This is a genomic window from Pseudomonas sp. A125, assembly GCF_055409485.1.
The window spans coordinates 348,272-370,204 of record NZ_JBUZVP010000001.1; the positions used below are offsets into that span (position 1 = coordinate 348,272).

The 21,933-nt window shown below is 61.7% G+C and carries 17 protein-coding genes; 9 read left to right on the forward strand and 8 right to left on the reverse strand.

Annotated features, from left to right (window positions below):
• The first annotated feature begins 35 nt into the window (after positions 1-35).
• Both xdhC and guaD read left to right on the forward strand, forming a co-directional pair.
• On the forward strand, positions 36-878 hold the full coding sequence (gene xdhC, locus ACZRN6_RS01605) for a xanthine dehydrogenase accessory protein XdhC (RefSeq protein ID WP_322143923.1): 843 nt from the start codon (positions 36-38) through the stop codon (positions 876-878).
• Positions 879-885: 7 nt separating this feature from the next.
• Positions 886-2,190 carry a guanine deaminase gene (gene guaD, locus ACZRN6_RS01610; RefSeq protein WP_464007063.1) on the forward strand — a complete coding sequence of 435 codons (1,305 nt, stop codon included), beginning with the start codon at positions 886-888 and terminating at the stop codon, positions 2,188-2,190.
• Positions 2,191-2,313: 123 nt separating this feature from the next.
• Here the strand turns inward: guaD and ACZRN6_RS01615 are convergent, their stop codons facing one another.
• Positions 2,314-3,078 carry a GntR family transcriptional regulator gene (locus ACZRN6_RS01615; RefSeq protein ID WP_003219095.1) on the reverse strand — a complete coding sequence of 255 codons (765 nt, stop codon included), beginning with the start codon at positions 3,076-3,078 and terminating at the stop codon, positions 2,314-2,316.
• 233 nt (positions 3,079-3,311) lie between these two features.
• On the opposite strand from ACZRN6_RS01615, the gene ACZRN6_RS01620 reads away from it, so the two are divergent.
• A complete protein-coding gene (locus ACZRN6_RS01620) occupies positions 3,312-4,502 on the forward strand; it encodes a benzoate/H(+) symporter BenE family transporter (protein ID WP_322143921.1) in 1,191 nt (396 codons plus the stop codon).
• Positions 4,503-4,557: 55 nt separating this feature from the next.
• On the opposite strand, the gene ACZRN6_RS01625 is transcribed toward ACZRN6_RS01620, so the two are convergent.
• Entirely contained in the window at positions 4,558-4,902 is a 345-nt protein-coding gene (locus ACZRN6_RS01625; protein ID WP_322143920.1) for a YggL family protein, read from the reverse strand.
• A gap of 236 nt (positions 4,903-5,138) precedes the next feature.
• Here ACZRN6_RS01625 and dacB point away from each other — a divergent pair, with 236 nt between their 5' ends.
• On the forward strand, positions 5,139-6,599 hold the full coding sequence (gene dacB / locus ACZRN6_RS01630; protein ID WP_322143919.1) for a D-alanyl-D-alanine carboxypeptidase/D-alanyl-D-alanine endopeptidase: 1,461 nt from the start codon (positions 5,139-5,141) through the stop codon (positions 6,597-6,599).
• A 136-nt stretch (positions 6,600-6,735) separates the two neighbouring features.
• On the opposite strand, the gene ACZRN6_RS01635 is transcribed toward dacB, so the two are convergent.
• Positions 6,736-9,135, reverse strand: a complete 2,400-nt coding sequence (locus ACZRN6_RS01635; RefSeq protein WP_464007064.1) for a sensor domain-containing diguanylate cyclase — start codon at positions 9,133-9,135, stop codon at positions 6,736-6,738.
• A gap of 139 nt (positions 9,136-9,274) precedes the next feature.
• Positions 9,275-11,539 carry a bifunctional 23S rRNA (guanine(2069)-N(7))-methyltransferase RlmK/23S rRNA (guanine(2445)-N(2))-methyltransferase RlmL gene (rlmKL, locus tag ACZRN6_RS01640; RefSeq protein ID WP_464007065.1) on the reverse strand — a complete coding sequence of 755 codons (2,265 nt, stop codon included), beginning with the start codon at positions 11,537-11,539 and terminating at the stop codon, positions 9,275-9,277.
• 530 nt (positions 11,540-12,069) lie between these two features.
• Between rlmKL and rmf the strand changes: the two genes are divergently transcribed.
• A complete protein-coding gene (rmf, locus tag ACZRN6_RS01645) occupies positions 12,070-12,285 on the forward strand; it encodes a ribosome modulation factor (RefSeq protein ID WP_002553055.1) in 216 nt (71 codons plus the stop codon).
• 120 nt (positions 12,286-12,405) lie between these two features.
• Here the strand turns inward: rmf and ACZRN6_RS01650 are convergent, their stop codons facing one another.
• The 4 genes from ACZRN6_RS01650 to sctC all read right to left on the reverse strand — a co-directional run bounded on the left by ACZRN6_RS01650 (position 12,406) and on the right by sctC (position 15,949).
• Positions 12,406-13,431, reverse strand: a complete 1,026-nt coding sequence (locus ACZRN6_RS01650; RefSeq protein WP_464007066.1) for a quinone-dependent dihydroorotate dehydrogenase — start codon at positions 13,429-13,431, stop codon at positions 12,406-12,408.
• An 86-nt stretch (positions 13,432-13,517) separates the two neighbouring features.
• Positions 13,518-13,979, reverse strand: a complete 462-nt coding sequence (locus tag ACZRN6_RS01655) for a transglycosylase SLT domain-containing protein (protein ID WP_322143915.1) — start codon at positions 13,977-13,979, stop codon at positions 13,518-13,520.
• Complete coding sequence (locus ACZRN6_RS01660) at positions 13,976-14,353, reverse strand: winged helix-turn-helix domain-containing protein (RefSeq protein WP_464007067.1); 378 nt, start codon at positions 14,351-14,353, stop codon at positions 13,976-13,978. The genes ACZRN6_RS01655 and ACZRN6_RS01660 overlap by 4 nt, the downstream gene beginning before the upstream one ends.
• Before the next feature lie 132 nt (positions 14,354-14,485).
• Positions 14,486-15,949 (reverse strand): type III secretion system outer membrane ring subunit SctC, encoded by a 1,464-nt coding sequence (gene sctC, locus ACZRN6_RS01665; protein ID WP_464007068.1) that lies wholly within the window; start codon positions 15,947-15,949, stop codon positions 14,486-14,488.
• 237 nt (positions 15,950-16,186) lie between these two features.
• On the opposite strand from sctC, the gene ACZRN6_RS01670 reads away from it, so the two are divergent.
• From ACZRN6_RS01670 to ACZRN6_RS01685, 4 genes are all read left to right on the forward strand, one after another.
• Positions 16,187-17,386 carry a CmpA/NrtA family ABC transporter substrate-binding protein gene (locus ACZRN6_RS01670; protein WP_322143912.1) on the forward strand — a complete coding sequence of 400 codons (1,200 nt, stop codon included), beginning with the start codon at positions 16,187-16,189 and terminating at the stop codon, positions 17,384-17,386.
• Between the two features lie 12 nt (positions 17,387-17,398).
• Positions 17,399-17,974: an ANTAR domain-containing response regulator gene (locus ACZRN6_RS01675; protein WP_322143911.1), complete on the forward strand. Its 576-nt coding sequence runs from the start codon at positions 17,399-17,401 to the stop codon at positions 17,972-17,974.
• A 996-nt stretch (positions 17,975-18,970) separates the two neighbouring features.
• The gene (locus ACZRN6_RS01680) at positions 18,971-20,182 is read left to right on the forward strand and encodes a nitrate/nitrite transporter (protein WP_088424572.1); all 1,212 of its coding nucleotides are present in this window, start codon (positions 18,971-18,973) and stop codon (positions 20,180-20,182) included.
• Positions 20,182-21,852: a protein kinase domain-containing protein gene (locus tag ACZRN6_RS01685; RefSeq protein ID WP_464007069.1), complete on the forward strand. Its 1,671-nt coding sequence runs from the start codon at positions 20,182-20,184 to the stop codon at positions 21,850-21,852. Before ACZRN6_RS01680 ends, ACZRN6_RS01685 begins: the two co-directional genes overlap by 1 nt.
• The last annotated feature ends 81 nt before the right edge of the window (positions 21,853-21,933 follow it).

Sequence of the window (21,933 nt, forward strand, 5' to 3'; positions counted from 1 at the left end):
GCGGTCGAACTGACAACAGAGATGTTGAGGTAAACATGAACAACTGGATCAGCGCCCTCGCCGACCTGCAGAACCAGGGTGAACCCTGCGTGCTGGTGACCATCATCGAAGAGCTCGGCTCCACGCCGCGCAATGCCGGCTCGAAGATGGTCATCAGCGCCGCCCACACGTTCGACACCATCGGTGGCGGGCACCTGGAATACAAGGCGATGCAGATCGCCCGGGACATGCTCGTGCGCGGCCAGCAGAACACCCATCTGGAGCGCTTCAGCCTCGGCGCCAGCCTGGGCCAGTGCTGCGGCGGCGTGACGGTGCTGTTGTTTGAACCGATGGGCCAGGTGCAGGCGCAGATCGCGGTGTTTGGTGCCGGCCATGTGGGTCGTGCGCTGGTGCCGCTGCTGGCCAGCCTGCCGTGCCGGGTACGCTGGATCGATTCCCGGGAACAGGAATTCCCGGAACACATCCCCCAAGGCGTGCGTAAAATCGTCAGCGAAGAGCCGGTGGATGAAATCGACAACCTGCCTGTGGGCAGTTACTGCATCGTCATGACCCACAACCATGCGCTGGACCTGGAGCTGACCGCCGCCCTGCTCAAGCGCAATGACTTCACCTACTTCGGCCTGATCGGCTCGAAGACCAAGCGCGTCAAGTTTGAACACCGCCTGCGGGATCGCGGTTTCGACACCGCGCAGTTGCAACGCATGCGTTGCCCGATGGGGTTGGGCGAGGTCAAAGGCAAACTGCCTGTGGAAATCGCCATCTCCATTGCCGGCGAAATCATCGCCACCTATAACGCCAACTTCGGCCAGCACACTGCGAGCGCCGAACCCATTGCCAAACTGCTGCCGGTTTCACGCCGCAGCCAAGCCACGAACTGAGACGACCATGCCTTTGACTCGCAAAGCCTACCGTGCCGCCATTTTGCACAGCATCGCCGACCCTGCCGAGGTAGGCATCGAAGCCTCCTACGAGTATTTCGAAGACGGCCTGCTGGTGATCGACAACGGCCAGATCAGCGCCGTGGGCCATGCCAGCGAGCTGCTCGCCAGCCTGCCCGCCGACATCGAAGTCACCCATTACCAGGACGCATTGATTACCCCAGGCCTGATCGACACCCACATTCACCTGCCGCAAACCGGCATGGTCGGCGCCTATGGCGAGCAACTGCTCGACTGGCTCAACACGTACACCTTCCCGTGTGAAAGCCAGTTCGCGGACAAGGCCTATGCCGAAGAAGTCGCGGATATTTTCATCAAGGAACTGCTGCGCAACGGCACCACCACCGCGCTGGTATTCGGCAGCGTGCACCCGCAGTCGGTGAACTCGTTTTTTGAAGCAGCCGAGAAGCTCGACCTGCGCATGATCGCCGGCAAAGTGATGATGGACCGCAACGCGCCGGACTATCTGACCGACACCGCCGAATCGGGCTACCTGGAAAGCAAGGCACTGATCGAGCGCTGGCATGGCAAGGGCCGTTTGCACTACGCGGTGACGCCACGTTTCGCACCGACCAGTACGCCGGAACAACTGACCCTCGCCGGGCAGTTGCTGGGGGAATACCCGGACCTGTACATGCAGACGCACATCAGTGAAAACCTGCAGGAAGTGGAATGGGTCAAAGCGCTGTTCCCGGAGCGCAAGGGCTACCTGGACGTGTACGACCATTACAAACTGCTGGGTGAACGCTCGGTGTTCGCCCATGGTGTGCACCTGTGCGACGACGAATGCGCGCGGCTGGCAGAGGCAGGTTCGGCGGTCGCGTTCTGCCCGACGTCGAACTTCTTCCTGGGCAGCGGGCTGTTCAACCTGCCGATGGCGGAGAAGCACAAGTTGAATGTCGGCCTGGGCACGGACGTCGGTGGCGGCACCAGCTTCTCGCTGCTGCAAACGTTGAATGAAGCGTACAAGGTGATGCAGTTGCAAGGCGCGCGGCTGAGTCCGTTCAAGTCGTTGTACCTGGCGACCCTGGGGGGTGCGCGGGCACTGCGCCTGGAAGACAAGATCGGCACGCTGCAACCAGGCACTGACGCCGACTTTTTGGTGCTGGATTACAACGCCACGCCGCTACTCAGCTATCGCCTGAAGCAGGCCAATAACATTGCCGAGACGTTGTTTGTGTTGATGACGCTGGGGGATGACCGGGCGGTGTTGCAGACGTACGCGGCGGGGCAATTGGTGCACCAACGCTGATTGAGCAAACACTACAAACCAAATGTGGGAGCTGGCTTGCCTGCGATGCAGACACCTCGGTGTATCAGTGATACCGAGGTGATGCTATCGCAGGCAAGCCAGCTCCCACATTTTTGATCGGGTTTACAACTTTACAGACGAGCGACCCGGCTTCTTGGTCTGCAACAAGTGCGAGAACACCGCGTGCAGGTCATCCGACGCGCTTTCCTCGTCGAGGTTGAGCTTGCTGTCGATGTGATCCATGTGGTGCATCATCAGGTTCACCGCCAGATCCGCATCTCGCGCTTCGATCGCGTCGATCAACTGGGTGTGCTCATCGTAGGAACAGTGCGAGCGGTTGCCGCTTTCGTACTGGGCGATGATCAACGAGGTCTGGGACACCAGGCTGCGCTGGAAGCTGATCAACGGGGCGTTCTTCGCCGCCTCGGCCAGCTTCAGGTGAAACTCGCCGGAAAGCCGGATACCCGCGCCGCGATCACCCCGGGAAAAGCTGTCGCGCTCGTCGTTGACCATCTGCCGCAGCTCGGCCAGTTGCTCGGCCGTGGCATGCTGCACCGCCAATTCAGTGATCGCACGTTCCACCAGGCGCCGGGCCAGGAACACCTGACGGGCTTCCTCGACACTCGGGCTGGCCACTACCGCGCCGCGATTGGGCCGCAGCAATACCACGCCTTCATGGGCCAGGCGCGACAGCGCGCGGCGAATGATGGTGCGGCTCACACCGAAGATTTCGCCCAGCGCTTCTTCACTCAATTTGGTACCGGGCGCCAAGCGTTGTTCGAGGATCGCCTCGAAGATATGCGCGTAGACGATATCGTCCTGGGTTCCACTGCGACCGGCCTTACCGGCTCGCGGTTGTTTCTTGAGGGGCTGCAACTGTTCGTTCATGGGCACTCGGGTCGGGAGAACGGCGGCGAATTGACGTTGACTGTAATACGGCACAGAGGGTCGCTGGCAAGTATCGCGTAAAATCAGCGCACATTGTACACAACCCGTCGCGCCAACACACTGTACGGCTGTTTGCGGCGCCGGCTGTATTGCAATGAATCGTTACGTTTGAGTTTAGGCTTGATTCTGCATTCGCTCCTACAAAAAGCCCCAGGCATAAGGAACACCGCCCCATGTCCGACGTCCCCCAAGCGCGATTACGCCCACTGGCCGACACTTCGCCTTCGGCCGTTGTCGCCGGTTTCATTGCCATGATGACCGGCTACACCAGTTCGCTGGTGTTGATGTTTCAGGCAGGCCAGGCCGCCGGCCTGACCACGGCGCAGATTTCCTCGTGGATCTGGGCGATCTCCATCGGCATGGCGGTGTGCAGCATTGGCCTGTCCCTGCGCTATCGCACGCCGATCACCATCGCCTGGTCCACGCCGGGCGCGGCGCTGTTGATCACCAGCCTGGGCGGCGTGAGCTACGGCGAAGCCATCGGCGCCTACATCACCTGCGCGGTGCTGGTGACGATCTGCGGGCTGACCGGCAGCTTCGAAAAACTCGTCAAGCGCATCCCGGCGTCACTGGCGGCCGCCTTGCTGGCGGGGATTCTGTTCAAGATCGGCAGCGAGATTTTCGTCGCCGCGCAGCACCGTACCGGGCTGGTGCTGGGGATGTTTTTCACTTACCTGATCATCAAGCGCCTGTCGCCGCGCTACGCGGTGCTCGCAGCCTTGCTGATCGGCACCGCGCTGTCCGGGTTGATGGGGCTGCTGGATTTCAGCGGCTTCCACCTGGAGGTGGCGACGCCGGTGTGGACCACGCCGCACTTCTCCCTGGCCGCGACCATCAGCATCGGCATCCCGCTGTTCGTGGTGGCCATGACCTCGCAAAACATGCCGGGGATCGCGGTGCTGCGGGCCGACGGTTATAACGTGCCGGCCTCGCCCTTGATCACCACCACGGGCCTTGCCTCGTTGGTGCTGGCGCCGTTTGGCTCCCATGGCATCAACCTGGCCGCCATCAGCGCGGCGATCTGCACCGGGCCCCATGCCCATGAGGATCGCAACAAGCGCTACACCGCAGCGCTCTGGTGCGGGATTTTCTACGGGATTGCCGGGGTGTTCGGCGCGACATTGGCTGCGTTGTTCGCGGCGCTGCCCAAGGAGCTGGTGCTGTCGATTGCGGCGCTGGCGTTGTTTGGCTCGATCATCAATGGCCTGAGCATCGCCATGAATGAGCCCAGGGAACGGGAAGCTGCGTTGATCACTTTTATGGTCACAGCGTCAGGGCTGACGTTGTTTTCCATCGGGTCGGCGTTCTGGGGGATTGTTGCGGGGGTGTTGACGCTGGTGATTCTGAACTGGCGCAAGGCCTGATTCTTTAAGACCCGGTAACGAAAAAGCGACCCGGGCGGGTCGCTTTTTCATGACATCAGGCTGCCGGGTTGATCGGCTTTTCTGGATGCCAAGCGTCCAACAGGGCGCTGACTTCAACGCGGGTCAGCTCTGGACGAGCCTTCAGCCACGCTTCAACAGCGGCACGCTGTTCTTCGTTGACCGAACCACGGGTGGCTTTGCAAACCAGACCGAAGTCATCACCGCCGACGTAGTCCAGGCCGTTGCCGTCCATTGCTTCAGTCAGGAATGCTTCGAGGAAAGCGTCAACCGCTTCATCGTCCAAACCTTCTTTGAAGTCCAGGTTCAGTTCGAAACCCAGCTCTTGAAATTCATCAACGCACAGTTTTTTGCGCAGACGCCGGGAACGGTTAGTCGCCATTGGAACAATCCTCTTAAGTAATAACGGGCGGCACTTTAGCAGTTTAAGCAGGCCTTTGCCCGATTCTCTGGGACGGGCGGCAGAGTGCCCGTGAAAAAAACCGCCAATTGCAGCTATCGTTCAGGCACAAGTGCGCCAGCCTTGGGGCATAATGCCGACACTTTCATGACCATTGAGGGATTTTTCGTACATACCCCTCACCTTTTTCACCCCTCAGCAGTAGGGTTTAAATTCTTATGATCAAATCTTTGCGTCCACTGTTACTCGCCAGTTTTCTTCTCCCCCTGGCCTTTTCCGTCACCGCCGCCCCGATCAACACCTCCTTGCCGCCCAAGGTCCAGGAAGCCCTCCAGAAAGCCAAGCTGCAAAACAATGCCCTGTCCCTGGTGATGATCCCCCTCAACGGCCCGGGCACGCCGACCGTGTTCAACGCCGACGTGTCGGTCAACCCGGCCTCTACCATGAAGCTGGTTACCACCTACGCGGCCCTGGAAATGCTCGGCCCCAACCACCAGTGGAAAACCGAGTTCTACACCGACGGCACCCTGAGCGGCGGCATCCTTAACGGTAACCTGTACCTCAAGGGCGGCGGCGATCCCAAGCTGAACATGGAAAAACTCTGGCTGCTGATGCGCGACCTGCGGGCCAATGGCGTACAGCAAGTGACTGGCGACCTGGTGCTGGACCGCGGCTTCTTCCTCCCACCGCAGTTGCCGGAATTCAATGACGATGGCAACGACGAAAACAAACCGTTCCTGGTCAAGCCCGATGCCCTGATGGTCAATCTCAAGGCGCTGCGCTTCGTGACCCGCAATGATTCGGGCAAGGTGCTGGTGTCGGTCGAGCCGCCGATTGCAAGCATTCGCATCGACAACCAGGTCAAGGTCTCCAACGCCAAGCAATGCACCGGCGATGTGCGCTACAGCCCGATGACTGCCGCCGACGGCAGCGTTACCGTGACCGTCAGCGGCCAGTTGGCGGACGGCTGCAGTTCGCAGACTTATCTATCGTTGCTGGACCACGCCACCTACACCGCCGGCGCCGTTCGGGCGATCTGGAAGGAACTGGGCGGCAGTATCCAGGGCCGTGATATCCAGGCGCCAGTGCCGAAGAACGCCAAAGTATTGGCCCGGGCGTTCTCGCCGGACCTGGCGGAAATCATCCGCGACATCAACAAATACAGTAACAACACCATGGCCCAGCAGTTGTTCCTGAGCCTGGGCGCGCAATACCGCACCGACGCCGATGGCGACGATGCGAAGGCCGCCCAGCGTGTGGTGCGCCAGTGGCTGGCGAAAAAGGGCATCACGGCGCCGCACCTGGTGATGGAGAACGGCTCCGGCCTGTCCCGTGCCGAACGGGTCAGCGCCCGCGAGATGGCGACCATGCTGCAAGCGGCGTGGAGAAGCCCGTACGCGGCGGAGTACATCAGCTCGCTGCCGATTGCCGGTACCGACGGCACCATGCGCAAACGCCTGAAGACCACGGCCATGCGCGGTGAAGCTCACATCAAGACCGGCACCCTGAATACCGTGCGCGCGATTGCCGGGTTCAGCCGCGATAACAACGGCAACACCTGGGCGGTGGTGGCGATTCTCAACGATACAAAACCGTGGGGCGCGTCTTCAGTGCTCGACCAGGTGCTGCTGGACCTGTATCGCCAGCCGAAGCTGGCGGCTGCGGCCCCGATCCTCTAACAGCAGCAAATATCAAATGTGGGAGCTGGCTTGCCTGCGATGCAGACGCCTCGGTCGATCAGGAATACCGAGGTGGTGCTATCGCAGGCAAGCCAGCTCCCACATTGATCTCTAATAGCCTGAATGGTCGTGCACTTCAGGCAAGCGTGCGCTCTGCCTCGACCCGATCCCGGCCCGCCTGCTTCGCCGCATACACCCCCGAATCCGCCCGCAACAGCAAGCCGTCAACGCCCTCCTCGACGCGCCAACTGGCCACCCCGAAGCTCGCTGTCACGCTCCCGACACCCTCCATCGGTGCACTGCGCAACGCTTGCCACAACTCCAGGGCAACGCTGTAGGCCTGGAGGCCATCGGTGTTGGGGCACAGCACCACGAACTCTTCGCCTCCCAGGCGACAGAACACATCCGTGCGGCGCAACCGCTGGCTGATGCGCCGGCACAACTCCTTGAGCACTTCATCGCCCACCGCATGGCCGTGCTGGTCGTTGATGCGCTTGAAGTGGTCGATGTCGAGCATGATCACCGACAACGCTCCCGAGGCGCGCTTGACTCGGATTATGTCGGCCTTCAGGCGGTCCTGGAAGTAGCGGCGGTTATGGATACCCGTCAGTGAGTCGGTAATCGACAACGCCCGCAGTTCTTCCTCTACCCGCTTAAGGTCGGATATATCCGACACATAGCCATGCCATATCGTACCGCCGCCGGGCAGCTCCTCCGGCGTCGCCTCGCCGCGAACCCAGCGCAGCCCGCGACGGGGCAATTGCACCCGGTATTCTTCGCGCCAATGGCTCAACTGCAGGGTAGACAGCCGAATGGACTCACGCACCCGCTCGACATCCAGCGGGTGAATCCGCTCGAAGACCTTTCGCGCATCCTGCTGCAACAACGCCGGCTCGATTTCGTAGATATCGCGGATGCCATCACTGGCATACAGGAAACGCGAGGCATCGTTCGACTCCAGGATGAACTGGAAAATACCGCCGGGCACATGGGCGCTGAGTTTTTTCAGCAGGCGATCCCGGGCGGCCAGCGCCTCATAGGCGCGCTTCTGCTCGGTGACGTCCAGGCAGATGGCCAGGTGCCCGACCCACAAGCCATGCTCATCCAGCAATACCGTGGCGAGCATGTTCACCGTCAGTTGGCTGGCATCCTTGCGCACCAGCGTCCACTCACGGGCCTCGTGCACCGTATCGGCGCTGTCCACCAGCATCGCTTGGCCAGGCGGGATGCGCTTGCCCAGTGCTGCGCTTAACTGCACAGAGCGGGCCTCCAGCTCGGGTGCCAGGTGCAGGCTTTCGAGGGTCAGGTGGCCCAGGACTTCATTCGCCTCAAAGCCCAGCATCTGCTCGGCGCCCGCGTTGAACGTGGTGATGACACCACGAAGGTCCGTGGCGATGATCGCTACTTGGGTGGCCGCATTGAGCACGCTGCGCAGTTGGCCGTGGGTGCCCCGCAGTTCCTGCTCACGCTGACGCAACTGGGCGGTGCGCTGCTCCACCAGCTTCAATGCGCGCTGGCGCTGGCTGACCAGCACATAGAGCAACGCACTGAGCAGCAGGCTAAGCAGGCTGCCCATGACCAGGATACTGAGCAGCGAAGAGTGGCTGCCCTGCTGGAACACCTGGCTGGGCCGCAGGCTCAAGGCGTAGATGTGGTCGCCAAGCGTCAGCCGGCGCGCGGCCATCAGGTCGCTGTCTGCCACGGCGTTGCTGGATTCGTAGAGCACGCGTTCTTCGGTGTCGGAGGTGTCGACAATCTGCATCACCAGGTTGTCCCGGTCGGCCTTGGGCAAGCCGTCGGCCACCAGTTGGCGCATGCTGATCACCGCCATCACGTAGCCATAAGGCTCACTGGTGGGCACTTGTGTGGTCGGCGCCCGGCTGACCGGCGCCACCAACAGCACGCCCATGGCGTAGGCCGGCTCCACACCCACCAGGTGCATGGGCTGGGACACGGCCATTTTCCCTGACTGTTGCGCGCGCTCAACCGTCGAGCGCCGCAATGGCTGGGCCAGCAGGTCAAAACCCAGCGGCGAGCCGAGCAGGCTCTGGGTTTGGCTGTATAGCACCGGCACATACTCATCGCGTGCGTTGGCCGGGGCCAACTCGCCTGCCGCGTTCAATTCGCGAATGGAAAAGCTCGCACCGCGCTCGGCCGTCATCTCCTGCTCAAACGCGCTGCGCTGGTCACGGGAAACCCGCGGCGCCCAGGCATAGGCGCGCGCGCGCAACAGCAAGGGCTGCGCGAAACCGTCGAACTCTTTGCGTGAGACTGTAGTGGAATTGACGAAGAACCGTCGCAGGCTGCCCAGGCGTTGCTCCTGGTCCTCGAAGCGTTCCTGGAGGCGGCTGTAACGCTCGTTGACCAGCAACTGAAAGCGCTGGCGCATCTGCTGCTGATAGAGACCGGAGGCGGCCCAGGCGACGATGATCGTCAACGCGACCCCTGTCAGAAACACCACCACTGCCACCAGCCACGCCGACACCTGCTCGCTGATAAAGCCTAGGATTTTCGGGCGCACGGCATGCAGCGGCATAGACAAGCCTCGGAACGCCAGCGTGCGGGTGCGTCACTTTGGCCAGGCGTTAAGTTATAGCCACAGGGCTTGCGTTTGACCAGCGCAAAAAAGCCGCAAGGCCAGAATAATCCGGGCTTGCGGCTTTAGCGGTGTGCGATCAGCGAGCGGTGATTTTCCACGCGCGGTGGATCTTGGCGTTGCGCGCAAAATCCGGGTCGATGGTTTTATCACTGATCTCCTCGACGGCGTACCGCTCGACGAGGTTGTCTTCCAGCTGGAACTTGCGGAAGTTGTTCGAGAAGTACAACACGCCGCCCGGTGCCAGGCGCGCCATGGCCAGGTCCAGCAACTGCACGTGGTCACGCTGCACGTCGAAGATGCCTTCCATGCGCTTGGAATTGGAGAAGGTCGGCGGGTCGATGAAGATCATGTCGAACTCATCGCGGCTGGCCTCCAGCCACGCCATCACGTCGCCCTGCTCCAGGCGGTTCTTGTCGGAGAAACCGTTGAGCGAGAAGTTGCGACGCGCCCAGTCCAGGTAGGTTTTCGACAGGTCGACGCTGGTGGTGCTGCGCGCGCCACCCTTGGCGGCGTGCACACTGGCGGTGGCGGTGTAGCAATACAGGTTGAGGAAGCGCTTGCCGGCCGCCTCCTTCTGGATACGCATGCGCATCGGCCGGTGGTCGAGGAACAGGCCCGTGTCCAGATAATCGGTCAGGTTGACCAACAGCTTGACGCCACCTTCGCTGACTTCGGTGAACTTGCCCTGGGCGCTCTGGCGCTCGTACTGCTTGGTGCCGCTCTGGCGCTCGCGACGCTTGACCACTACGCGGTTCTTGTCGATGCCCAGTGCCTGGGGAATGGCCGCCAGCGCATCGAACATGCGTGCCGAGGCTTTTTCCGGGTCGATGGACTTGGGCGCCACGTATTCCTGGACGTGAACCCAGTCGTGGTACAGGTCGATGGCCATGGAGTATTCGGGCATGTCGGCATCGTACACACGGTAGCAATCAACGCCTTCGCGCTTGGCCCACTTGCCCAGCAGCTTCAGGTTTTTTTGCAGGCGGTTGGCAAACATCTGCCCGCCTTCGCTCAAGCGCGCCTGCTCGACCACCGGGGCCGGGGCGGGTTTGATCGGGTTACCGTTCTTGTTGTACTGGCGCTCTTGCGGCTCGGTCGGCGCCTGGTCGTAGGCCGCCTGCTCGCGTTCGGCCTGGCGTTGCTCCGGGGTGCGACGCTCGCCGGTGACGAACTGGTCCGGGTTGACCTTGATCAGCAGCAGTTTGCACGGCAAGGCGCCGTTCCAGAACGAATACTGTTTGTGGCTGCGGATCCCCATGCGCTTGCCCAGGTCCGGGGCACCGGTGAACACCGCCGCTTCCCAGCCCAGGCACGCCTGGCGCAGACGCTCGCCGAGGTTCTGGTAGAGGTACAACAGGCTGGCTTCATCACCCAGACGCTCGCCGTACGGCGGGTTGCAGATCACCAGGCCCTTTTGGTTCTGGTCCGGACGCGGTTCGAAGGTGCCGACTTCGCCCTGGTAAATCTTGATCCAGTGGCTCAGGCCCGCGCGTTCGATGTTGTTGCGGGCAGGCTGGATCAGGCGTGGGTCAGCTTCGTAACCACGGACCCACAGCGGTGGCTTGGCCATGCCGATGGCGGCACGCTCGCTGGCCTCTGTGTGCAGCTTTTTCCACATCGCCGGAACGTGGCCAAGCCAGGCGGTGAAACCCCACAGCTCACGGTTGAGGTTGGGGGCCATGTCGGCGGCGATCATCGCGCCTTCCACCAGGAAGGTACCCACGCCGCACATCGGGTCGGTCAGCGCGCCGCCTTCGGCAGCGATGCGCGGCCAGCCGGAGCGGATCAGGATCGCTGCCGCCAGGTTCTCTTTCAACGGTGCAGCACCCTGCTGCAGGCGGTAGCCGCGCTGGTGCAGGCTGTGGCCGGACAGGTCGAGGGAGAGAATCGCTTCGCCACGGTCCAGGCGCAGGTGAATGCGCAGGTCCGGGTTGATCTTGTCGATGGACGGACGTTCGCCGGTCGGGGTGCGCAGCTTGTCGACAATCGCATCCTTGACCTTCAGCGCGCCGAAGTGAGTGTTGTCGATGCCCGAGCCATGGCCGCTGAATTCAACGGCCAGGGTGCCGTCGGCGAGCATGTGGTCTTCCCACTCGATGTCGAGCACGCCGTGGTAGAGGTCTTCGGCATCCTTCATCGGGAAGCGCTTGAGCACCAGCAACACGCGGTTGGCCAGGCGCGACCACAGGCACAGGCGGTAGGCGGTTTCCATGTCGGCCATGCCGCGCACGGCCGAGGTGTGCTCCCGGGCTTCCTCAAGGCCAAGCCCGACGGCTTCCTCGATCAGCAGGCCTTCGAGGCCCTTGGGGCAAGTGAGGAAGAGTTCAAAACGGTCCGACATGGGTAATCCAGGCTTATTCAGCAATAAGTGAACGGGCGACGCATCGCGCGTTCGGTTTTCAATCAAGCGCTTTTCTTGAAGAACGCTCGTGTGGCACGAATGTGCCGTTCCACCCCGGATACAGGCCTATAGGCCTTTATTGGCGGGGCAGTTCAAGTATTTGATGCAACAAAAAGAAATATTCTGACCCTTCGTCGAATAATAACCGACTGCAAAGGGGGGGCATTCTCACTAAAGGATTAAACCCATCCTCTTTGAAGCGCACATCATAGCTGGGTTTGCCCAATAAAAGGGGCGAAAAGCCATGCCAGCTTATGGCTATAGCATCATTATCGTTACGTGCTTATGACAAAACGATCATTGAATCCATGTGACCTATTGGTTAGAACTCAACACAGGTTGGCGCCGTAACGACGCCGACACAGTGCTCGCCACGCCGGCAGCGAGCGCACCAACGGCAGAAAAACTCTGCCCGACCCCAGACGGGGCCGAAGGATATCAAGACAGTCAACAAGTGAGGGAAACACCCTATGAGAAGACTTAAGCGTGATCCGTTGGAAAGAGCATTTTTACGCGGATATCAATATGGCGTTCATGGCAAATCCCGTGAGCTTTGCCCATTTACTCTACCGTCGGTACGCCAAGCCTGGATCAACGGCTGGCGAGAAGGACGCGGCGACAACTGGGACGGTATGACTGGCACTGCGGGAATCCACAGACTCAACGAACTTCACGCCGTCGGCTAATCAAGGGCATTTAATTCCGACACCAGCACGAATACGCAACCCCTTAACCACGCACGCCCCATCCGGGCGGCGGGCTTCGGCCCAGGGGCTCCTTCAAGGAGCCCTTTTTATTGCCTGCTGTCAGCCTCGTGGCAACGCCGCGATCGCATCCACCGCCTGGCGAATCAACGCCGGGCCCTTGTAGATAAAGCCGGAATACAACTGCACCAGGCTCGCGCCGGCGGCGATTTTCTCGGCCGCGTGCTTGCCTTCGGTGATGCCGCCCACGGCAATGATCGGTAAACGCCCTGCCAACTCGGCTGCCAGCACCTTGACGATGTGGGTGCTCTGGTCACGCACTGGCGCACCGGATAGGCCGCCCGCCTCGTCACCAAAGGCCAGGCCTTCGACACCAACACGGATTAAGGTGGTGTTGGTGGCAATCACTGCATCCATGCCCGAATCCATCAGGGCCTGGGCCACCAGCACGGTTTCTTCGTCGCTCATGTCCGGGGCAATCTTGATTGCCAAGGGCACACGCTTGCCGTGACGCACAGCCAGGTCTTCCTGGCGCTGGCGCAAGGCTTCAAGCAACTGCTTGAGTGAGTCGCCAAACTGCAGGCTGCGCAGGCCCGGGGTGTTCGGCGAGCTGACGTTAACCGTGACATAGCTGGCGTGGGCGTAGACCTTGTCCAGGCAAATCAGGTAGTCATCCACGGCACGCTCCACCGGCGTGTCGAAGTTCTTGCCGATGTTGATCCCCAGGATGCCTTTGTACTTGGCCGCCTGAACCCGCGACAGCAAGTTATCCACCCCCAGGTTGTTGAAGCCCATGCGATTGATGATCGCCTCGGCTTCCGGCAAGCGGAAAATGCGCGGCTTGGGGTTGCCCGGCTGCGGCCGCGGGGTCACGGTGCCAATTTCGACAAAGCCAAAACCCAACTGCGCAAAACCGTCGATGGCCGCACCGTTCTTGTCCAGGCCGGCTGCCAGGCCTACCGGGTTGGGGAAGTCGAGCCCCATCACCGACACCGGCACTTTAGCCGGGGCCTTGCACACCAGACCATTGAGCCCCAGGCGGCCACCGGCACCGATCAAATCCAGGGACAGGTCGTGGGAGGTTTCCGGAGAGAGTTTGAACAACAGCTGGCGGGCCAGGGTATACATGGGCGGGCTTGACTCGGATGGCGGCGAAAGGTGGCGGCGATTATAGCCGGGGTAAAGGGCTGCATGCGAGGCGTGCCGTCCAATCGTCAGTTGCGGTGCACCATCAGTTCTTCGTAGCGGACCCAAATTTTTTGCGCGTAGCGAAGGCGTAGTTCTTCACGCCGCGGCCCGGGCCCGCCGCCCACATTGTAGGAGCCGATCGCCGTCCAGTTGTAGCCGAACTGTTTGACAAAGTCGGCAAGGATCGATGCCCCCACCTCCACGGACAGGCAAGGCTCATCCAGCAAGCGTTGTTCGGTGATGCCCTTCTTGAGCAGGCGTGGCAGGTGAATGCTGTTGATCTGCATCAGCCCGATATCACGGGTGCCGTTGTTGTTGGCGTGATTCATGGCCTCGGCGCGATAACCCGACTCCACCGCAGCAATGGCCTGCAGCAGCTCCGGCTCAATGCCATACCGGTTGGCGGCCTCTGCCCAGCAATACGCCCGGGCTTCACTGCCAGCGCCGATCACGAGCAGCAGCAAGGCCTTGGGCCAGGTGCCTTTCATGCCTGCGCCCGGCCGCAGGTGGTACAGACAGGGTTCGCCGTGAGGCTCGTCACCTTGACCGCACAGGTCACGCGGTACCCTTTGCCGTATACCGTTTTGATCAACGCCCTGCCGCCCTTCAAATATTTGCGTAATGAACAGATGCAACGGGTCAGGGACTCCTCCGTGGCCTCGTTATGGGGCCATGCCTGTTCCAACAAGTGGTCCTTGGTCACCAGCACACCGGCCGAGGCCAGCAACAGGCGTAGCACTTGCGACTCCTTGGGCGGTAGCTGCAGGTCGCAGCCTTCGCCGGTCAACCTGCCGTCGCCGTGCAACGTCCAACGATCAAAGACCATGGGGGCAGCCAGTACCCCATCACTCACCACGGCCATTCGTACCTCATTTCCACTACTGGTATTCCAAAAAAGAGTGCGACTATAAAAAGCTCATCCGCTGTATAGGAGAGGCAAAAGCCCACAGGCACGGTTTTTTTCGGACTGGTTACGTAGGACTTTTCAATATGTTTACTCCTCAGGCACGCGGCTAAATGCTCGTTTCACCCGCTCATGCTGGGAGGGTGTCAACGGCGGTGCCTGGCCCGGCCCCGCACCTGCATGCAAGGCATCCCCCACGGCCGTCGCCTGAATCACAAACAACCGCACGCTATTGGCCATGGGCCCGTGGTAGCGACCAGACAAGGCCGCTACGGAATCACGCTGAAAATCCCCCACCAGCAGCCGCCTGCCAGGAGCTACACGCACCACCGTATTGATCCCCATGTGCTCTATCGCCGCCAAGCGTTTGTCGCGACTGCCCGCCTTGCCCACCTGGCGGCCATCCTCGACGGTGAGCTGCATCTCGATGTCATTCGCCTCGGCGAAGCGCGCTAGCACACTGACCTGTGTGCCGTAGACCACCGGTTGCCACTCATCACCGTCTTCACCCGGCCTGGGCAAATAGAGCGTCTGGTTGTCGTTGAAAACCGCCGGCACATTCTCCTGGGCAAGAATCACCGGCAGCACCGTGACCTTCGCTCGCCTGCGTTGCTCCAGTGCGGTGATCCGCTTCATGAACACGTCGTCCTCGAAAGGCGCCATGACGCGGGTTGAAGTAGGCTGGCCAGCCCCTTTATGCAGCGCCGCGCCCAGCTTCTTGAGTTCGTCACGATCCACATCCACCAGCCACAACGAAACCTCCACCGCGCGTTTCGGCACATCCAGTTCCGCCACCAGTTGTTGGATAAAGCTCACCTGCGCAGGCTTCCCCTTGATCAACAAACTGTTGGTGTCCGGGTATGCCAGCACCGAAAGTGTCTTGTCCGCCAGTAATCCGGGTGGCCGCGCAGATGCACCCTGCTGCTCGACCGCCAGCAGTTTTTCAATCATTGAGGCCATGCCCGGTACGGTGACGGTTCTGTCGCCCATGTAGTACTCGCGGTCGGCAACGTGGGTGTTGAGTACCTGCACCACGCCGATCCGCTGCGACCCCATGCGCAGTTCCGCACGCTGGCGGTCCATCAGTTGGGCCAGGCGCAGCACGTGGTCGACATAGTTCGGTGGCCCGGACACATAGAACACCCGCGCCCCGCTTGCCCGTAGCGGATAGCGCGCCTCGTCCAGCCCCGAGCGGCGCATGAACCCGCGCAAGGTATCGACCGAAATGTGCCGCAGGGTCACCACCGAGCTTTTCGCCTCGTCGGCGTCATAGAGGTAAAGCACTTGCCCGTCGCTGTACCAGATCAAGCCGTGTTGCCCGGCGACCGATTCCAGCAGCGGTTGAGCCGAATCGAAGTCGAACGCTCCGCTGATGCGCTTGCGCGCCGCTGCCTGGCTGACGACGATCGGCTGCCCCAACGGCAAGGAAAGCGCGGTAAAAAAGGTGTGCAGGCTTTCATCATGGGCCTGGTACGGCTGTGCGAGCACGCAGGAACTGCCCAGCATCAACAGCCAGAAAAACACAGTCGCAAAACGGCGGCGATTGACCAACATGCACCCACTGCCCGGGATCAAGGAGCGGCCATACTGCGAGGCAAGCCCGTTTCAATCCTGATGGGAAGCTGACGGCCCGCTGCCTTTTACCGGCCCGTGGCATGTGCCTTGCTTTGCCTTGCTTATCGCAACCCGCGCCAGCGGCGGTACGGGTTCAAGGACAACGACGTCGTTACCTCCGGGCCACCCGACGAGTGGCCCGGCGGAACGGCGTTTTTTTATGAAAGGTGCGCAGTGATGAGTGAACCCCTGGCGTGGGTCAACGGCAGCGATGCCCCGGAAAAGAGCAGCCTAAACCTTGGTTTCATGGCCCTGAGCGATTGCGCCTCGGTGGTGGTCGCCGCCACCCAGGGCTTCGCCCAGCCCTATGGGCTGACGTTAAACCTCAAACGTCAGTCCTCGTGGGCCAGCCTGCGGGACAACCTGGTCAGCGGCGAATTGGATGCCGCCCACAGCCTGTACGGCCTGATCTATGCCGTGCACCTGGGCATTGGCGGCGTGGCGGCCACCGACATGGCCGTGCTGATGGGCCTGAACCAGAACGGGCAGAGCATCAACCTTTCCCGTGGCCTGCAACAGTTGGGGGTGACCAGTCCTGAAGCACTGGATCGCCACGTGCACCAAAGCCGAACAAAACTCACCTTCGCCCAGACCTTTCCCACGGGCACCCACGCCATGTGGTTGTATTACTGGCTGGCCAGCCAAGGCATTCACCCGTTGCAGGATGTGGACAGCGTGGTGGTGCCACCGCCGCAAATGGTTGCGCACCTGCAAGCCAACCGTATCGACGGGTTTTGTGTGGGTGAGCCTTGGTGCGCCAGTGCAGTGAAGCAAAACCAGGGGTTCACCCTGGCCACGACCCAGGCGCTCTGGCCGGATCACCCGGAAAAAGTCCTCGGCTGCACGCAGGCGTTTGTCGAGCAATACCCCAATACGGCTCGGGTGCTGGTGATGGCGATCCTGCAGGCCAGCCGGTTCATCGAGGAAAGCACAGAAAACCGCCGCTCCACCGCGCAACTACTGAGCGCCCCGCAATACCTCGACGCCCCCCTTGATTGCATCGAGCCACGCCTGCTGGGTAACTATGACGACGGCCTGGGCAACCACTGGCAAGATCCCCACGCACTGCGTTTTTTTGGCAACGGCGAGGTCAACTTGCCGTACCTGTCTGATGGCATGTGGTTTATGACCCAGTTCCGCCGCTGGGGCCTGCTGCGCGAAGACCCGGATTACCTCGGCGTCGCCCGGCGTGTGCAACAACTGGACATCTATCGCCAGGCGGCCAGTGCCGTGGGTGTACCTGCTGGTGGCGAGGCGATGCGCAGCAGCCAGTTGATCGACGGCAAGGTCTGGGATGGCTCGGACCCGGCCGGGTATGCCCGCAGCTTTCGCCTGCACGCCATGGCAGACGTTGCCAGCCGCCAAGCCTTGCGCTGACAGGAGGACATTATGTTGCGAATCCTGTTGATCAATGACACGCCGCGCAAGGTGGGGCGGCTCAAGGCTGCGTTGACCGAGGCCGGGTTTGAAGTGATTGATGAGTCGGGGTTGACGATCGACCTGCCGGCGCGGGTCGAAGCGGTGCGTCCGGATGTGATTTTGATCGACACCGAGTCGCCGGGGCGCGATGTGATGGAGCAAGTGGTACTGGTCAGCCGCGACCAGCCGCGACCGATTGTGATGTTTACCGATGAGCATGATCCGGGGGTGATGCGTCAGGCGATCAAGTCGGGGGTCAGTGCGTACATTGTCGAGGGGATTCAGGCGCAGCGGTTGCAGCCGATTCTGGATGTGGCGATGGCACGGTTTGAGAGTGACCAGGCGATGCGCGCGCAGTTGCAGGCGCGGGATCAGCAGTTGGCGGAGCGTAAGCGGATTGAGACGGCCAAGGGGCTGTTGATGAAAATGAAGGGGTGTAACGAGGAAGACGCCTACACGCTGATGCGGCGTCAGGCGATGAGTCGGCAGCAGAAGCTGATTCAGGTGGCGGAGCAGATTATTGCCATGAGTGAGTTGTTGGGGTGAGGGGTGGGCCGGGGGGTGTATCCGTTATTTAGGTAACGGCTACTTATGGTTCCGCTCTTACAGCGGCTCACTTTTGAAAAGCGCAAAAGTAACCAAAACGCTCTGCCCCGCCTGTCGGCACCTCGCCTAGGCTCGGTGTGCCCTCACTCCGGAATTGCTCCGCGGGCCGCCGCGACGGCCCGTCCCTGGCCCGTCGCGGCTAAACCGGCGTCCTGCCGGTTTACCCGCTCCTCAATCCCTGCGTTCGGCCTCGGGCTGAATGGGGCAGTCAGATCAAGATCAACAACAGATCAAGAACACAGCGGCCTACAGGCCGGCTTGAGTGTTAAAAGCCAAATCAACAGCGAACACGCCCGTAGGAGCTGGCTTGCCGGCGATGGCATCACCTGGGTGTATCTGAAAAACCGAGTCGCCTGCATCGCCGGCAAGCCAGCTCCTACGCCTTGCTTTTAACACTCAGGTCGGCTTTCAGGCCGCCGTGCTCTTGCTGTTGACCTTGATCTGCAGGCCCCGTCAACCACGATGGCCGCAAGCAGGCACGGTGGAGCGGGTAAATCGGCAAGGATGCCGATTTAGCCGCGCCGGGCCATGGATGGCCCGTCGCGGCAGCCCGCGGAGACGGGTCTGATTGCGGGCATGCCGAGCCCAGGCGAGGCACCGAGTGGTGGGGCAAAGACCTTTTGGTTACTTTTGGGGCGTTTGCCAAAAGTGACCCGCTGTAAGAGCGGAACCATAAGCAGCCGTTACCGCAGCAACGGATATGTACACCACACCACAACGCCCCCCCTTGTTGGCCCACCTCTTGCTAAAGAATCCCCACAGGTAGCCAACGGCGGTTGCCCCCTCCACGACAAAGACGTCGCACACCCGGTTCGCCCCAGCGAACCCGGTGGCGGCGTTTTTTCGTTTTGGCCCCATAGCCCGGGGCCGGTGGGGTGGCCACAGCCGCTCCATCACCAGGCCTTCTCATAAGTCCCCTTACCGCTGAGGTGCGTGATGAAATCAAGCTTCTGGAAATCCGGTCATACCCCGACCCTGTTCGCCGCGTTCCTGTATTTCGACCTGAGTTTCATGGTCTGGTACTTATTAGGCCCCCTGGCGGTGCAAATCGCCGCCGACCTGCACCTCACCACCCAACAACGCGGCCTGGTGGTCGCCACCCCTATCCTGGCCGGCGCCGTGCTGCGCTTCCTGATGGGCATGCTCGCCGACAAACTCTCTCCCAAGACCGCCGGCCTGATTGGCCAGGTGATCGTCATCTGCGCCCTCTTCGGTGCCTGGAAACTGGGGATCCACAGCTACGAACAAGCCCTGCTGCTAGGCATGTTCCTCGGCATGGCCGGCGCCTCGTTTGCCGTCGCGCTGCCCCTGGCGTCCCAGTGGTACCCCGCCGAACACCAGGGCAAGGCGATGGGCATCGCCGGCGCCGGCAACTCGGGGACGGTGTTTGCGGCCTTGCTGGCACCGGTGCTCGCCGCCGCGTTTGGCTGGAGCAATGTGTTCGGCTTCGCACTGATCCCGCTGATCCTGACGCTGATCGTTTTCGCCTGGCTCGCCCGCAATGCCCCGCAACGGCCCAAGGCCAAATCCATGGCTGACTACTTCAAAGCCTTGGGCGACCGCGACAGTTGGTGGTTCATGTTCTTCTACAGCGTGACGTTCGGCGGCTTTATCGGCCTGGCCAGCGCCCTGCCCGGCTACTTCAACGACCAATACGGCCTCAGCCCGGTTACCGCCGGTTACTACACCGCCGCCTGCGTGTTCGGCGGCAGCCTGATGCGTCCGCTGGGCGGCGCCCTGGCCGACAGGTTTGGCGGGATTCGTACCCTGCTCGGCATGTACGGCGTGGCCGCGGTCTGCATCGCCGCAGTAGGTTTCAACCTGCCAAGTTCCTACGCCGCCCTGGCGCTTTTCGTCTGCACCATGCTCGGTTTGGGTGCCGGTAACGGTGCAGTTTTCCAACTGGTGCCCCAGCGCTTTCATCGGGAAATCGGCGTGATGACCGGCCTGATCGGCATGGCCGGCGGTATCGGCGGTTTTGCCCTGGCAGCAGGCATGGGCGCGATCAAGCAGAGCACCGGCAGCTATCAACTGGCACTGTGGTTGTTCGCCAGCCTCGGCGTGCTGGCCTGGTTTGGCCTGTACGGCGTCAAGCGTCGCTGGAGAACCACCTGGGGCTCGGCGGCCGTAACGGCTGCGCGGGTCTGATGGCACTGCAACTGAGCTTCGCCCAGGCCAGCGCCACCGGCCCCCGCCAGGAAAACCAGGACGCCTTACGCCTGGTCACACCCTCCCCGGAGCTGGCTGCCAGCAAAGGTTACCTGTGCGCCATCGCCGATGGCGTCAGCCAATGCGCCGATGGTGGACTGGCCGCACGCTCGACCTTGCAAGCCCTGGCCCTGGACTACTACGCCACACCGCAAACCTGGGGCGTGGCCCAGGCGCTGGAGCGCCTGTTGGTGGCGCAAAATCGCTGGTTGCAAGCCAACGGTGGCGGCCTGCCGCTGCTGACCACCCTCAGTGCCCTGGTGTTTCGCGGCCAGCGTTTCACCCTGGCCCATGTGGGAGACTGCCGGGTGTATCGCTGGCTCGATGGTGAGTTGCAACGCCTCAGCGAAGAGCACGTCTGGGAGCAACCGGGCATGCAGCATGTGCTCAAGCGCGCCATGGGGCTCGATCAACATCTCGTGCTGGACTTCCTCGACGGCGAGTTGCGTGCCGGCGAATGTTTTCTAATGCTCAGTGACGGTGTGTGGGCGACATTGGGCGATCACGCCATTGGCGCGGTCCTGCGGGAACAGTCGAACCTGGACCTTGCCGTAAACACACTGGTCAGCGCCGCGCACCTGGCGGGCAGCCAGGACAACGCCAGCGCCCTGCTGGTGCGTGTCGACCAACTCGGCGCCGCCACCCTCGGCGATGCACTGGTGCAGTTGCAGCAATGGCCACTGCCGCCGCCCCTGAAAGCCGGCCAACGCTTTGAAGGCTGGCAGGTGGAAGCAACGTTGGGGCAAAGTCGCCAATCCCTGCTTTACCGAGTACGAGACGCCCAGCAACAGGCTTGGTTGTTGAAGACCTTGCCGGTCAGCCACGACGATGACGTGTTCGCCGCCCAGGCGCTGCTGTCGGAGGAGTGGTTCCTGCGCCGGGTCGCCGGCCGGGCGTTTCCTGAAGTCCATCCAGCCAGTGGTCGTCAGCATTTGTACTACGTGATGCGCGAATATTCTGGGCAAACCTTGGCCGCACTGTTCAAGCACCAGGGCCCATTGCCGCTGGCGCAGTGGCAATCTCTGGCCGAGCGTCTGTTGCGCGCGGTCGGGTTGCTGCACCGGCGGCAGATCCTGCACCGCGACATCAAGCCCGAAAACCTGCTGCTGGGCGACGATGGCGAATTGCGCGTGCTGGACTTCGGCCTGGCTTACTGCCCCGGGCTCTCCGAGGATCGCGCGCATCTGTTACCCGGCACGCCGAGCTTTATCGCTCCGGAAGCCTTCAATGGCGAGCGCCCTACCCCGCAACAGGATTTGTATGCCGTCGGCGTGACCTTGTATTACCTGCTCACCGGGCATTATCCCTACGGCGAAATCGAAGCCTTTCAACGGCCCAGGTTCGCCACGCCGGTCAGCGCCAGCCGTTACCGTCCCGACCTGCCCGACTGGCTGCAACAGAGCCTGGAGCGCGCAGTTGCCGCCCAACCCGAGCAACGCTATGAAACGGCCGAGGAATGGCTGCTGGTACTGGAGCAGGCAGACCGCCGCGAATTGAGCCTGCGGCCAAAACCACTGCTGGAGCGCGAACCGCTGAAGGTCTGGCAAACGTTGGCCGTGCTGTCGCTGCTGATCAATTTGGTGCTGCTGTACTGGATGCTGCACCACTAAGAGGCGAATTCTCTCGATACATTGACGCCAGACTGAACACATCCAGCCAAATCGGCACTTGGCACAACCACTGCATTAGCT

Excerpts from the sequence above, each read along its gene's own strand:
- ACZRN6_RS01685 (WP_464007069.1), top strand. The coding sequence starts at position 20,182 with ATGGCACTGCAACTGAGCTTCGCCCAGGCCAGCGCCACCGGCCCCCGC.
- ACZRN6_RS01670 (WP_322143912.1), top strand. The coding sequence starts at position 16,187 with ATGAGTGAACCCCTGGCGTGGGTCAACGGCAGCGATGCCCCGGAAAAG.
- xdhC (WP_322143923.1), top strand. The coding sequence starts at position 36 with ATGAACAACTGGATCAGCGCCCTCGCCGACCTGCAGAACCAGGGTGAA.
- ACZRN6_RS01680 (WP_088424572.1), top strand. The coding sequence starts at position 18,971 with ATGAAATCAAGCTTCTGGAAATCCGGTCATACCCCGACCCTGTTCGCC.
- ACZRN6_RS01650 (WP_464007066.1), bottom strand. The coding sequence starts at position 13,431 with ATGTATACCCTGGCCCGCCAGCTGTTGTTCAAACTCTCTCCGGAAACC.
- guaD (WP_464007063.1), top strand. The coding sequence starts at position 886 with ATGCCTTTGACTCGCAAAGCCTACCGTGCCGCCATTTTGCACAGCATC.
- rlmKL (WP_464007065.1), bottom strand. The coding sequence starts at position 11,539 with ATGTCGGACCGTTTTGAACTCTTCCTCACTTGCCCCAAGGGCCTCGAA.
- ACZRN6_RS01625 (WP_322143920.1), bottom strand. The coding sequence starts at position 4,902 with ATGGCGACTAACCGTTCCCGGCGTCTGCGCAAAAAACTGTGCGTTGAT.
- ACZRN6_RS01620 (WP_322143921.1), top strand. The coding sequence starts at position 3,312 with ATGTCCGACGTCCCCCAAGCGCGATTACGCCCACTGGCCGACACTTCG.
- sctC (WP_464007068.1), bottom strand. The coding sequence starts at position 15,949 with ATGTTGGTCAATCGCCGCCGTTTTGCGACTGTGTTTTTCTGGCTGTTG.
- ACZRN6_RS01675 (WP_322143911.1), top strand. The coding sequence starts at position 17,399 with ATGTTGCGAATCCTGTTGATCAATGACACGCCGCGCAAGGTGGGGCGG.
- rmf (WP_002553055.1), top strand. The coding sequence starts at position 12,070 with ATGAGAAGACTTAAGCGTGATCCGTTGGAAAGAGCATTTTTACGCGGA.
- ACZRN6_RS01655 (WP_322143915.1), bottom strand. The coding sequence starts at position 13,979 with ATGAAAGGCACCTGGCCCAAGGCCTTGCTGCTGCTCGTGATCGGCGCT.
- dacB (WP_322143919.1), top strand. The coding sequence starts at position 5,139 with ATGATCAAATCTTTGCGTCCACTGTTACTCGCCAGTTTTCTTCTCCCC.
- ACZRN6_RS01635 (WP_464007064.1), bottom strand. The coding sequence starts at position 9,135 with ATGCCGCTGCATGCCGTGCGCCCGAAAATCCTAGGCTTTATCAGCGAG.
- ACZRN6_RS01615 (WP_003219095.1), bottom strand. The coding sequence starts at position 3,078 with ATGAACGAACAGTTGCAGCCCCTCAAGAAACAACCGCGAGCCGGTAAG.
- ACZRN6_RS01660 (WP_464007067.1), bottom strand. The coding sequence starts at position 14,353 with ATGGCCGTGGTGAGTGATGGGGTACTGGCTGCCCCCATGGTCTTTGAT.